The organism is uncultured Pontibacter sp. (assembly GCF_947499215.1).
Taxonomy (GTDB): Bacteria; Bacteroidota; Bacteroidia; order Cytophagales; family Hymenobacteraceae; genus Pontibacter.
The window spans coordinates 1,671,556-1,685,766 of the sequence record NZ_CANMNI010000001.1 but is presented as its reverse complement, the minus strand read 5'-3'; the positions used below and the strand labels follow the sequence as shown (position 1 = coordinate 1,685,766).

General features: G+C 50.4%; 8 protein-coding genes. 7 read left to right on the top strand and 1 reads right to left on the bottom strand.

The features are described from left to right. Positions 1–118: 118 nt before the first annotated feature. Positions 119–1,711 (bottom strand): hypothetical protein, encoded by a 1,593-nt coding sequence (locus Q1A04_RS07365; RefSeq protein WP_299703270.1) that lies wholly within the window; start codon positions 1,709–1,711, stop codon positions 119–121. Positions 1,712–2,168: 457 nt separating this feature from the next. Here Q1A04_RS07365 and Q1A04_RS07360 point away from each other — a divergent pair, with 457 nt between their 5' ends. The 7 genes from Q1A04_RS07360 (at position 2,169) to Q1A04_RS07330 (ending at position 14,009) form a co-directional block, all read left to right on the top strand. Continuing rightward, a complete protein-coding gene (locus tag Q1A04_RS07360; RefSeq protein ID WP_299703268.1) occupies positions 2,169–3,746 on the top strand; it encodes a sodium/sugar symporter in 1,578 nt (525 codons plus the stop codon). Positions 3,747–4,242: 496 nt separating this feature from the next. Continuing rightward, positions 4,243–7,290 carry a SusC/RagA family TonB-linked outer membrane protein gene (locus Q1A04_RS07355; RefSeq protein WP_299703265.1) on the top strand — a complete coding sequence of 1,016 codons (3,048 nt, stop codon included), beginning with the start codon at positions 4,243–4,245 and terminating at the stop codon, positions 7,288–7,290. Positions 7,291–7,321: 31 nt separating this feature from the next. Continuing rightward, positions 7,322–8,812 carry a SusD/RagB family nutrient-binding outer membrane lipoprotein gene (locus Q1A04_RS07350; protein ID WP_299703262.1) on the top strand — a complete coding sequence of 497 codons (1,491 nt, stop codon included), beginning with the start codon at positions 7,322–7,324 and terminating at the stop codon, positions 8,810–8,812. A gap of 12 nt (positions 8,813–8,824) precedes the next feature. After that, entirely contained in the window at positions 8,825–9,613 is a 789-nt protein-coding gene (locus Q1A04_RS07345) for a hypothetical protein (RefSeq protein ID WP_299703259.1), read from the top strand. 9 nt (positions 9,614–9,622) lie between these two features. Beyond that, positions 9,623–11,197: a PKD domain-containing protein gene (locus Q1A04_RS07340; protein WP_299703257.1), complete on the top strand. Its 1,575-nt coding sequence runs from the start codon at positions 9,623–9,625 to the stop codon at positions 11,195–11,197. Positions 11,198–11,267: 70 nt separating this feature from the next. Then, the gene (locus tag Q1A04_RS07335) at positions 11,268–12,302 is read left to right on the top strand and encodes a glycosyl hydrolase family 18 protein (protein WP_299703254.1); all 1,035 of its coding nucleotides are present in this window, start codon (positions 11,268–11,270) and stop codon (positions 12,300–12,302) included. A gap of 141 nt (positions 12,303–12,443) precedes the next feature. Then, the gene (locus Q1A04_RS07330; protein WP_299703251.1) at positions 12,444–14,009 is read left to right on the top strand and encodes a family 10 glycosylhydrolase; all 1,566 of its coding nucleotides are present in this window, start codon (positions 12,444–12,446) and stop codon (positions 14,007–14,009) included. The last annotated feature ends 202 nt before the right edge of the window (positions 14,010–14,211 follow it).

Below are 14,211 nucleotides of genomic sequence, written 5' to 3'. Positions count from 1 at the left end.
AAGAGCTGAAAGCACCGTAAGGTTTGCTTTCAGCTTTTTGTTTACATGGAGCTAAGAATACGGTCAGAGATGTTTTGTCCTTTTAGATTTTCTTTTGGCCAATCAATGACTTCGGTTTTTAGTTCTGGCTCTCGTAGCCAAAGTCCTTGAAGGTCTTGGCTATGTTCTCGTCTGAGGCCTTGCTTTTGTTTTTCCAGTTGGCATCCAGTTCCAGCGCTACTAAGCCTTTCAAGTTCATGAGGGCTACGAAGTCATCCACATCTTTAAGGAAGTCCGGTTTGCGGCGCGATGATTTAAGGGCATACTTCCGGGCGAATACATCGCCTTTGGTCTGTAGTTCGTTTCGCTTCTCAATGATGTAGTTCAGGCGTTCCACTAGATCCTTGGTGGAGCGGCCGATTACCTCCGTAGCCTCTAGCGTGCCGATGGTCATCACGGTGGTGCCGCCAATGGTAGTAATCTTCTTGCTGGTGGTCGGCTCGTCTATTATTACAGGTGCGATACCGGTTACGGCACCCATGGAGGCATTGGCCAGCGAGCGTCCTTTCTTGCCTTTGCGGGCGCGGTTATACTTCTTTTTGAGATCTTTCTCCGTTTCTTTGAGCTGCTCCATCAGGTCCCATGCCCTTACCAGCGCCGCACGGTACTCATTGTATAGCTTCTGGTCTTTCTCACCTTCGTTTACGGCATTGAGAATGGTGAAGGAGACAGAGCGTTCATCGCGTCTGTTCGATTTGTCGAGCACAAAAAACGTGACGTCAAAAGCCACTGAGTCGAGCGGGTCGCGCACAAAGTCGTAACCCGGCTTCCAGATGAACTCATACTGCGATGGCGTGTTCTTTACCAAGGCGGTGGCGGGCACATTGGTGTTACTCGATATAAAGCTGAACGAGGCAATATCGGCCTCGCCATTCGGGTCGTAGATCTGGAACTTAAGGTTCACGGTGGCGTCCTCCTTATACACAAATCGCTTCTGCGATGGGATCATCTGCAGGGAAGGAGGGAGATCCTGCTGTGTAACCTCTACCTTAAAGCTACCTCGAGTACGAGCTTTGTTAGGCTGGTCCTCCACATAGAACTCCACTTTGATCGGGTTGTTGCGCAGGCGGTTAAACTGCGTTAGCGACGGCTTCCAAGTGAATTCGCCCTGTGAGGAGAGCTTCGCACCTTCGGGCATACCGTCAGGTATTGGCACAAAAACAATTGGGTCTTCGTCCTCGTCCTGCACTGCCGCCGACTCTATGGTATAGGTGTTCTGGGTATTGTAGCGTACATAAAGTGGTTTCAGCTCACCCACTACCGGCGGGCGGTTCACGTGCTCTACTTTAAAGTCCACTACTTGACTCACACTTTCCTCGCTTTCGTTGCGGGCCTCAAATATCAACTGCACCGTGCGTCCGCCGCTCAGGCGATCCACAAAATCAAAGCCGGGTGTCCAAGAAAAATAGCCGAGCGAGTCGAAGACCATGCCTTCTGTCTTGCCCTGCTTAATGCTATACGTGTACAGGGTGTCCGATCCTCCTGCGGTCTTCAACTTAAATTGGAGCTGCTGTCCCTCTTTCAAAATATTCCAACCAAGGTTGTTCGGAAAAATCAGCTTCATGCTGCTTGGCTTCTGCGACTTGGAAGATTTGCCGGAGGACGTCTCTTGGGCAATTACTTGGCTAATAAGTAAGATCAGGGCAGAAAAAAGAAGTAAACTCTTTTTCATATAAGGTAAGGTGTGCAATTCGGGTGATGTAAGTATGTTTAAACACTGGTAGCTTCAAAATCAGGCTGCCGGGACTGGGCATCACGTCGCTAAAGCCGCCTAGCTAGGGGGCAAAATCCGGAGAGATGTATAGCGTGTATACTGAAAGACAGCATGGAGTGCAGCGTGTGCTTCATTTAGAAGCCCCTAAATTAGCAAAGACTTAAGGCTTAAACAAAGCCCTTAAAACACTAATCGCCGCAGAGCACTTTAGAAAAGATGATTTCACGGATTAGTCTAATTATAAATAACAAAGGTCTGGTTTTAAGGAAGGCATGAGCCCTCAGGCGTTAAGTTTTCAGCTGGATAAGAGCTAGTGATAATATGGATGAGGAACAGCCTATTTTAAAATAATCAGGCTATAGACTCTTTAATTAAAAACATATACTATATATTAGCTATTCTAAATAACTGTGTAATGAATTTTTCTACTCTTGACTTTGCCATTTTCATTGGCTATTGCGTGCTCATCATCGCGGTGGGTATTTGGGTGTCCCGCGAGAAAAAAGGACACATCAAAAACTCAACCGACTACTTCTTAGCCAGTAAGTCGCTGCCTTGGTGGGCGATAGGCGCCTCACTCATCGCCTCCAACATTTCAGCGGAGCAGTTCATAGGTATGTCTGGCTCGGGCTTTGCCATCGGTCTGGGCATCGCCAGTTACGAGTTTATGGCGGCGGCCACGCTCATCATCGTGGCTAAGTTCTTCCTGCCAATTTATATTAAGGAAGGGATTTTCACGATGCCGCAGTTCCTGAAGCTGCGCTACGACGACCGCATCCGCACAAGCTTGGCCATTTTCTGGATCATGCTCTACATTTTCGTGAACCTGACCACCGTGCTATACCTGTCGGCGCTGGCTTTGAGCGTGGTATTCGGTGTGAGTACGATGTGGGCTATTGTAGGCCTCGCTGTAGTGGCTGTTTCCTATTCAATTTACGGTGGTCTGAAGGCCGTGGCTTGGACCGACGTAATTCAAGTGGTGTTTCTGATAATGGGTGGTTTAGTAACTACCTACTTGGCTTTGGATGCTGTAAGTGGAGGCGAAGGGCCGATGCGCGGTATGGGCATGCTGCTGGCGAAGGCTCCGGAGAAGTTTGACATGATTCTTTCGGAGGAGAATCCCTTTTACAAAGACCTGCCGGGTATGACGGTACTGTTCGGTGGTATGTGGATCGCCAACATCAGCTACTGGGGCTTTAACCAGTACATCGTGCAGCGCGCCTTGGCGGCCAAAAGCTTGAAAGAAGTGCAGTGGGGTCTGGTATTCGCCGCTTTCCTGAAACTGCTTATTCCGTTGGTGGTGGTAATTCCAGGTATAGCCGCCTTTGCCCTCAACGCCGAGATCAGCCGTTACGACGAAGCTTATCCATGGTTGCTGAACACCTTGGTGCCAACTGGCCTGAAAGGGTTGGCCTTTGCGGCACTGATGGCGGCGGCCCTGTCTTCGCTCAGTTCTATGATGAACTCCACGGCGACCATCTTTACTATGGACATTTACAAAGCCCACTTGAAGCCGGACGCCAACGAGAAGCAGCTCGTGATTATTGGCAGACTGGTGAGTTTGGCGGCTGTAACGATTGCCGTGCTGGTGGCCGAGCCACTACTGGGCGGAGAGGAGCAGATCTTCCAGTTTATCCAGAAGTATACCGGCTATGTGAGCCCGGGTATCGTGGTGCTGTTCGTGTTTGGTCTGTTCTGGAAAAAAGCCACTTCAAATGCTGCCTTGGCTACGGCCATCGCTTCGGTACCATTCAGTATCTTTATCGACCAGCTGTTCCCGGCTATGCCTTTCCTTGACCAGATGGGCATTGTATTCCTGTTGCTGGCCACGCTTATGATCGTGTACTCGCTCTACGAAAACAGAGTGCGGGGCATCGTGCCAGCTAATCCGATTCAATATGACAGGGCTCTGTTCAAAACCGATATGATTTTCAACGTAGCTTCTTTTGCTATCGTGCTGGCGCTGGCGGCTATCTACATTATTTTCTGGTAGGGTAGACCCTAGACTCAAGTTCGTGAGGGCAGGTATGGCGCAAGCTGTACCTGCCCTTATTTTTTTGCCTTAGTTGACAAATTGGCAATTATTAAGTTGGTTTAATGCATGTTTTTGCGGATTTCGCAAAATAATGAGCAGAAATTTTGGAGTTAAAGGTCTAAAATTCTTTACTTTATTGTGTGAAAACGCATGACTCAAGTATAAACATGCAGGTTCATGCAGTGTTGACGGGCAGTATCGTGTTGTGGAACAGAGAGATAGCTGTTGGAAATCAAGTGTTAGACATCGAAAGTGTAGTTGATGAGTTTGCTAAGCAGGAGGAGTTGATTCCGCAGTCAATGAGTTGGTGCATAACAGGGGGCGTATAGATGCACTCCGTGTATACATAACAGCTTACTCTTTTATAAGTGACTGTTTGCTTGAGACATTGCAGTTTTTAAAAAGAATTCAAATAGTTTTTCTCACAATAATCTTAACCAATAGCCACGCTGTTATGATAAAACAAATACGTTACTGCCTGTTATGGGTGGTCTGTTTTCTGCTGGTTCATTTCCAAAGTGCCGCTCAAGGCACTACGGTGAGTGGAACAGTGACCGCTACATCCGATAACTCCGCTCTTCCGGGGGTTTCGGTTGTTGTTAAGGGAACATCGCGAGGTACTGCCACCGACCCAAATGGTGCTTATCAAATCCAAGCCAGCCCAGAAGATGTGCTTGTATTCCGATTTATCGGTATGAAGCCGGTGGAGCGGACAGTCGGAGACGCCACTACCATTGATGTGGCCCTCGAAGATGACGCTCAGAGTCTGGGTGAGGTGGTGGTGACCGCCCTCGGTATTGAGCGTGATAGAAGAACACTGACTTATTCCATACAGAATATTCAGGGTGAGGACCTGCGCAGCTCTAATCAGGCGAACATCGTGAACTCCCTGCAAGGCCAGATCGCCGGTGCGCAGATCTCTTCTTCCGGTGGTTCGCCCGGCCTTCCTTCTGAAATCGTACTACGTGGTGTTTCTTCCCTGACAGGAGACAACCAGCCGCTTATTATCGTGGACGGTATCCGTGTGAGTAATGCCTCTACCAACGGCACAGTAAACCGTCTGGCTGACTTTAACCCTGAGGACGTTGACAATATTACCGTGCTGAAAGGTGCCGCCGCATCGGCGCTTTATGGTATCGACGCCGCTTCGGGCGCCATCATCATCACGACTAAAAAAGGCAAGGCTGGCAAAATGGCGATCAATGCCTCTGTACGGTCTTTTGTAGAGACAGTGGGACGCCTGCCTGAGCAGCAGAAACTGTATACCTCTGGTTTTGGCGGTATATACGACCCAAGCACCACGTCGAACTGGGGTAGAAAATTCCGCAGCGATGAGCTGATTTATGACAACCCTTCCCGTTTCTTCCAGACGGGTGTAGTGAACGACGTGAACTTTAACGTGAACGGCGGAACGGAAAACTATAACTACTATGTGTCCGGTAACTACCGTGGCGGTACAGCCACTATCCCGAACACAGAGAGTGAGCGTCTTTCTTTGTTGATCAAAGGCTCTGCCAAGCTTTCTAAGAAACTTGAACTGACAACTTCAGCTAACTACATCGACAATACAATTCAGGAGGGTCTGATCGGCTCTGGTTCAGGTGGTTGGGCGAATAGTATTTACCGCTATCCACTGCGTTACGACATCCGTAACTACCAGTACCCGAACGGTGCTCCGAACTACGAGTACTACTACGACAACCAGACGCCTGATGTGGCGATTGACGACGTAGCCATTATCTCCCCAATGTGGAACGTGATGCGCAACCCGCGCAACACCCAGACGCGCCGCATCGTGCTGAACGGTCTCTTGAACTACAATCCGACAGAGTGGCTGAACGTGTCTTACCGATTGGGTCAGGACTACTACAACCAAGACTACGGTTATGTATACATTCCGGGTACTCCGGGAAGTTGGGAAGGCAGATTGTACGAGAGCAAGGGCAACTTTGTGAACACAACCTCCATCCTGAATACGACTATAAGCAAATCTTTCCTGAACGATTTCCACGCCACGGTTATCTTGGGTACAAGCCAAGAGTACTATGAGGCGCAGACCAATGCCATCTCCGGTGAGCGTTTCCAAAACCCGGACATCCACAGTGTCAACGTAATCGAGCCGATCAACATCGTGACAAGCGAAGGTAACCCGCGCCGCAGACGTTATGCCGCGTATGGCGACTTCAAGTTGGAGTACAAAAACCTTGTGAGTTTGAACTACACTGGTCGTAACGATTGGAGCTCCACGCTTCCTCGCGACAACAGATCTTTCTACTACTCTTCCTATGGCGCCAGCTTCGCTTTCTCTGAGCTGCTGCCGTCTCAGAGCTGGTACGGTAAGCTTCGCGCCAGCTACGCACAGGTAGGTAAGGACGCCCCGATCTACAGCACTGATGCCAACCTGATCAAATATCCGGGTATAGGCGGCGGCTTCGTGAAAGACGCAACAGCCGGTAACCCTAACCTGAAGCCAGAAACTACCACCGAGAAAGAACTCGGTGCTGAGTTCAGATTCTTCGACAGCAGATTGAGCATCGACGCCACTTTGTACGATGCCATGAGCGAAGACCAGATCATCAGAGCCAGAGTGCCGCTCACGACAGGTTATGTTATCCAGACCTTTAACGCAGGTAGCATCCGCAACAAAGGTTTCGAGATTTCCATAGGCGGTACGCCAGTGCAGGTCGGTGACTTCAGCTGGAACGTAACATTGAATACTTGGAAAAACAAATCCCGCATGCTCGAGCTGCCGGACCAAGTGCGCGTGTTCCCTTATACCTTTGGTCAGCCTTACTCGTCGGCCATTGCCGCCTCTGCCCTCGACCAGCCAGTGCTGGGTATAGTAGGCACAGACTACCTGCGCAACGAAGACGGCTACATGGTCATCGGTGAAAATGGTTATCCGGTGATTAACTCTGCTGACAGGCAGCAGTACATCGGCAACAGAGAGCCGAAACTGAACTTTGGATTCCTGAACAGAATGAACTACAAGAGCCTTTCGCTTTCCTTCCTGTGGGACTTCCGTTTCGGCGGCGATGTATATAACGCAACACGTCTGGGTATGATCTCTAACGGTATTTCGGAGGATGTAGGCCAATGGAGAGACCGTGAGTTCGTGTTCAACGGCGTGGTTGACAACGGCGATGGAAGCTACAGCAAGAACACCAAGACGGTAGTGCTGGACTACAACTACTTCGCTACAAACTACACTGCCGTAGGAACCAACTTCGTGGAGCGAGTGAACTGGGCCAGACTGCGCCACGTGACGCTGAACTATACGCTGCCTTCTCACTTGACCAGCTTAGCGAAGGTAGGCAAGGTAGGATTGGAGCTTTCCGCTCAGAACCCGCTTCTATTCACCAACTATTCTGGAGGCGATCCGGAAGTGAACAGTGCCGGTCCTAACGCCGGTGGAGCCGAGGGTGGCAGTACAATGGGTGTAGACTTCGGTGCTATCCCGCTGGCTAAGTCTTACTCATTCGGTATCACAGTAGGATTCTAGTATTTCCAATAGACTAAGAACACATTCAGATATGAAACGCATATTTTATATACTTCCGGTGTTGTTGATGGCGCTGATGAGCTGTGAGGACAAGCTCGACATCAATACGAACCCGGTACAGCCTGTTACCACCTCGGCCAACCTCATGCTGCCGGGCATTCAGGGAAACATGGCCTACCACATCTATTCCCATGCCCGCTTCTCTTCTTATCACTCCATGTACCTGACGAGCAGGTATGGAACGCGTGCCATTGAAGACCGCTGGGACTACAACCAAATCACCCGTCTCGGTGCTTGGCGCTGGCACTACTTTGATGTGGGAAGCAACGCAATTGGTCTGATTGACCGTGCTGAGTTAGAAAACTCTGCTAACTACATGGGTGTGGCCAAGATCATGCTCGGCTTCTCCTACCTGACTGCAACTTCTTCTTTTGGCGAAATGCCGGTTAAGGAAGCTTATACAGGTGACTTTAGCCCACTGTACGATACGCAAGAGTATGTGTACGAAGAGGTGGCCCGCCTGCTTGACGAAGGTATAGCCGACATTGAGCGCAGTGGTGCTGAGGCGCGTACCATGAATGCAGCCTCTGACCTGATCTACCAAGGTGACTTGGGTAAGTGGGTGGCTTTTGCGAATGGCCTGAAGGCGCGCATGTACCTACACACTGCCAGCTTCAACAATGGTTACGACAATGTGCTGAACCACGTGAATCTGGCTCTGAACAATTGGAGAGATCCGATCTACAACTACAGCTCCAATCCGCAGCGTGACTGGGAGCGCAACATGTGGGGGCCTGCTAAGGCTAGCCCGCAGTGGAACTTCGCCGATGTGGTAAACATGCTGGACAACACGGTGCCGACCACTTTCTTTATGAACTACCTGATCGTGAATGAGCCGAACATCAAGCGTGACCCGCGTGTGTACAAGCTCATGACGCCGGGTAAGAACAATGTGTACCAAGGTGCTGTCGTATCGCGTGGCTTAGAAGGCAAGGTAATGGATGACTTTCCTAACCTTTACAACGGCTACTGGACATCTGATAACTCCCCACTTCCTTACATGCTGAAAGAGGAGCTTCTTTTCATCAAAGCAGAGGCAGCTTTCCATAAAGGTGACAAAGGAACAGCTTTTGAGGCCTACCGAGAGGGTATCACCACGAACATGCAGCGCCTGAACGTGCCACAGGACAGCCTGAACAATTACATGGCTTCACCTAAGGTGAAGAAAACGGCTGCCGAGCTGCAGATCAGCGACATCATGACACAGAAGTACATTGCGCTATACCTGCAGCCGGAGGCTTGGGTGGACATGAGAAGATACCAGTACCAAGCAACAGCATACCCGGGTATCGAATATCCTTCCAACGTACTGCCTGAGTTCGCCGGTCGCTGGATCCAGCGCCTGCCATACGACCCGCAGACAGAGTACATCTACAACCCGCAGGAAGTAGCGCGATTGGGTGCCACGGCGCGCGATTGGGTGACTAAACCAATGTGGGTTTTTGAGAATTCATCGCTTTAAAATTTCTGAGAAATGACGAAACTATATAGATTATTTTTGATTCCGGTGGCTGCCCTGTCGCTCGTGGCCTGCGAGAAGGACGAGCCTATCGAAATGCTGGGAAAATACACGGACGAGTATAGACCGGAAGTGCGCATGTCTTTAAGCAACCGCAATCCTGAGCTGGGCGACACAGTTACCTTCACGGTAAGCACGTGGCAGCGCAATGATAAAATTGCGAAGATCGAACTTCTGCACAAGCTGTACGAGGACTTCGGGGTGTACTTTGAACTGGAGACCACCAAGCTGCAGACTTGGAGCGAAACCGACCCGCTGATGGTAGTGACGGATACGATCGCCAAGAACACAGCTTGGAGAAGCGTGCCTGAGGGCGGCAAAACGCTGAACGACTACTTCGTGACGAGCACAAACGACTACGTGGTGCAGGCAGACTATACCCACTTTAAGCCAGAAGGCGGTACCTATAGCGCTGAAGGCGAGGAGCTGCTGAACCAGTTGCCGGCTGAGGCCTACAGCATTCTGCTGAACCAGCTGTCTTATGCCATCTCTGTGGCGGAATACAACAACCTGTTCCCGGAAGCGCCGGACAGCCACTTTACCATGTCTGGTACCACGCGCACGGGTATCTCAGCAGAGGGAAGAGCCTACTTGCAAGATAACCTGAGCAAGGCGCTTCTGATCGAGAAGGGCTTTAAGACAATCAGAAAAGAAGGTGCGCTGGGCTCTATCGTAACGGCACGGGTAACAACCGACTCCGGCGTGTCAGCCCAGACAAGCAGCGAGTTTAAAACGACTTACTAAGCAGAAGGTATGAAACTATATAGACTATTCTTTTTGATGATAATGCTTTTCACGGCGGTAAGCTGTGATAAGGATGATATCACCACCATCGCCCCTGATGGCGAGTTCTTGGCGAACTTCGATTTTCCTGAAGGCCCGATTTACGCACCTGCCAAAGTGGTATTGACCAACCGCTCTAAGTATGGCGAAAGCTTCGAATGGGAGTTTCCGGGAGGAAAAGCCCTGACAGCTGATGGAATACAGGATGTGAGCAAGAGCACAGGTGTGGTGCCAGACACCATTGTGTACGAACTGCCGGGCACCTACAAAGTGCGTGTAATCGCAAAGCAGGGCGGGACAGTTGACTCACTTACAAAGACTGTTGAGGTGCTCAAGTTGCAGCCACGTATTATTGTGCCTGAAAATATTCTGTTCAGACAGGATGTGGAGTTTAGTGCTGAGGTGTTCCAGTATCCGGGGCAGGCAGTGACTTACGAGTGGGACTTCGGCAATGGTGTAGTATCTACAGAAGCCCGTCCGACAGTCGTGTTTGAAGATGCGGGTACTTATACCGTTACCCTTACCATCAACGACGGACAGGAGACAATCACAACTACGGCTGCCGCTGTTGTGAAAGGCGAACTCGTGAAGACGATTTACTTTACGGATGTGCGCACGGGCCGTCTCTATAAGCAGCGCTTCACACAGGCACAGGAAAGCCAGCCGATGCAATTGCCAGTGAATATTGGCCAGCATCCACTTGGTGTGAGTGTTTACAACAACCGTGTTGTCATGTCAAACGCGGGTGCAAACGTGTCATTTGCTGCCGCTGGTGCAGCCGATGGCCGCGTGTTTACAACAGACCTTAACGGACAGGACGAATACACAATCACATCCGGCACAGGCGACTATCAGAATGACCCCTTCTCTTCGTCAGTAGACCAGAACGGCAACGTGTGGTGGGTAACCCGCCGAAACGGTGTGTTCTCCGCACCAATCGCCTCCAGAGAAGCGCCATACCCTGCTGCTAAGTTTACGCTTGCCGCTGCCCATGCCGGTGCCACATCAGTATTCGGTTGGTTAGATGGCTATGTACAGGTTGCTGATGGTGTCGTATGGTACTCGAAGCATGGTTCTGCCGGTAGAGGTCTTTACAAGTTCAACACGGCTGGTCAGTTTATAGAGTCAATAACGCCGCTGCAGGATGTGCGCCTCAGAAGTTTTGCGATCGATACGCAAAACGGCAAAATTTACTTCGCTGTGAACTTTGCAGGTGGCGGCCTGAATAAAGGCCTGTATGTAAGTAACATTGATGGTACGAATATTCAGCTGATCGATGATCTGGCTGGCTTTTCGGAGCAGGGTGGTGCCAATGAGCAGACCTATGTGACAGATATGGCACTTGACACAAACCCGGACGATGGCAGTGCAGGTTACCTATACTATGGTTTCCGCGATGCCTCTGATGTGAGCGCGTCGGGTGTTGTGGTAGGCGACGGCAGCAACTCTGGTGTGAAACGCTATCCACTGAATGGAGGAAGCGCCGAGTTCTTCGTGAAGGGTTTTATACCTTACGGTATCGCCATCGACCACGTGAGAAGATAAGCCTGTCATAAATAAATGTATAACCCGTTCCGCCTCCCAGTCGGGAAGCGGAACGATTAAGAATAGCAACATGAAGCGTATCTTTTATCTATTAGTGCCAGCGCTGCTCGGTTTGATGGGCTGTGAAAAGGAGATTGACTGGGTGCCGGACGATATGCCGGTAGAAGCAAAAACTCCTCCGGCAGGCGCTTATACCGCAGACAATTCCTTTAAAATAGTGGCTTACTTCCCCGCTGGTCGCAACCCGGACTCAGTAGAGGTAGGCAAGTATAAAATGATTACCCATCTGAATTATGCCTTCCTGTACCCGAATGTGGACGGAAGCCTAAAGCCGCTTGATCAGCCGGAGCGTTTCCAGCAAGTAATGAAAGTGGCGCGTGAGAACGGTGTGAAAGTAGGTATTTCATTGGCGGGACCTGAGGGTACTTACTCTGCTATGGCCGCTAATCCGGGTTACCGTACCAACTTTGTGAAAAATGTGCTTAAATTTGTTTTGGATAACGACTTAGACGGAGTCGATCTCGACTGGGAGTACCCACGTGCTTCCAAAGCTAATAACATCACGTTCAACGCACTCGTGAAAGAGATGTCTGACTCGCTGCACAAGTGGCACAAGTTCGTGAGCGTGGCTGTAACACCAGCTGTGTACCCAGGCTCTGTGCGCGACGGTATCGCTGAGGAATCCATGGAATATATCGACTTCTTCAACATCATGATGTACGATGGCAGAGGCTGGGATACGGAAGATCCAAACCAGCACGCCTCTTACAGAATGATGGAGGTGAGTTTGGATATCTGGAAGCAGAAAGGTCTTCCTAAAGAGAAGGCTGTACTTGGTTTGCCAGCCTATGGAAGACACATAAGCACCAATGCTGCCATTACCTACCGCGATCTGCTGTGGGCGGGGGCCAATCCGGCTGAAGACAGCTTTACGCACAGCAACGGAGCAACCTACTACTACAATGGCACTGAGACCGTGAAGCAGAAGGCTGCGTTTGCCAAAGAAGAAGCAAATGGCCTCATGATGTGGGAGTTCTACCAAGATGCGAACGGTTCTAACTCTCTGTTGAAAGCCGCCAATGATGCAATGGGGAGAAAGTACTAATTCACCCCCTGTGCACTGGGCCTTTGCAGGCCTGTTTTAAAATGTTTACCAGTTGAATATGATTAGATAAGAAAAACCCTCTCGATCATGCAGTGACGGAGGGTTTTTCACTATATGCCACCCTTATACCTAACCGGAACAATGAACAGAAACTTGATCCTATTACTTGCAATGCTGCTCAGCTCGGCAAGTCTGTATGCACAGCAAAGCAAGGAACCACCTAAGCGCGAATTCAGAGGCGTCTGGATCGCTACCGTGCAAAACATCGACTGGCCATCCAAACCGAAGCAGGGCGTAGACTCCGAACAGCAGATGCAGGAGCTGATCGATATTTTCGACGCTCACCAAAAAACAGGTATAAACGCCGTTATGCTGCAGGTGCGCCCCTCAGCCGACGCCTTCTATGCCAAGGGCCGGGAGCAGTGGAGCATGTTCCTAACGGGCAAGCAGGGTACCATACCTGAGCCGTTTTACGATCCGCTGGAGTTTGCCATCGAGGAAGCCCACAAGCGCGGTATGGAGCTGCACGCTTGGATCAACCCATACCGCGCTTCCACCAGTCTCGTTGATTCGCTTGTGAGCACCGAGCATATCTCCCGCGTGCAGCCCGACTGGTTCTTTACCTATGGAGAGAAACAGTACTTCAACCCCGGTCTGCCCGAGGTGCGGCATTATCTCGTGGATGTGATCATGGACGTAGTTCGCAACTACGACGTAGACGGCATCCACTTCGACGATTATTTTTACCCGTACCCGGGTAAAGAACTGCTGCCTGATTCAATTACTTTCCAACTACATGCGCAAGGGTATAAGAACATAGAGGACTGGCGCCGCCACAATGTGGATCAGCTCATCAAAGACCTTTCCGAGAGCATCAAAGCTGAAAAAAAGCATGTGAAGTTCGGTATCAGCCCCTTCGGTATCTGGCGCAACAAGTCGCAGGATCCGCTGGGTTCGGAGAGCAACGGTCTGTCAGGGTATAGCGCCCTGTATGCCGATGCCCGCAAATGGGTGCAGGAGGGCTGGGTAGACTATATTAACCCACAGCTGTATTTCCCGTTTGGCTATGCGCCGGCTCCTTATGAGAAACTGCTCGACTGGTGGGCTGCCAACGCCAACGGCAAACATGTGTACATAGGGCAGGGTGCTTACCGCGCCATGGAAGACCGCGATGGCTGGCGTGACCGGCAGCAGCTCCCTAACCAAGTGCGCTACCTGCGCGATAATCCGCGGGTACAGGGCAGTGTGTATTTCAGCTCCCGCTCCCTTACCAACAACTTGGCCGGCTTCCGCGATTCGCTGCAGCACGACCTATACCGCTACCCGGCGCTGCAGCCGGTGATGCCTTGGATGGGTACTGCCAAGCCGGCAAAGCCATTAAGTCTGCGGGAGGATAAGTTTCTGTTTATTTTTCCCCGTTTGCGCAAAGCCAAGATCAAATGGGACTACCCTGATCAGGAAGAAGACGTGTACGGTTTTGTAGTATACCGCTTCGACGAGAACGAGCCCATTAACCTTGAGAATGCGAAGAACATCGTAAAGATCAGCTTTGATGACGCGATGGATTCCTTCTTCGATAAAACCGCTGAACGTGGCAAAACCTATAAGTACGTAGTCACCTCCATCGACAGGTTAAAGAATGAGAGCATGCCTTCGAATGTTCATCAGAAGAAGTTGACTAATAATTATCTTAAGAAGTTGTTCTAGGAACTTAACTAGGGGTTGACTCCACTGGTAATGTCGGATGCTTCCATTATGGAGTCACGAAGTATTGCTACTGCTCTTATCTAGATTACCTGAGGGTTACTATCTTGATTTAAATTACAAGGTGCAGATCCTGATTATATTGAAAGCTACACTTCCGCACTCAAGGAGTTGACTAGAGGGGAGTAGCGAGTTTAGTAATGCG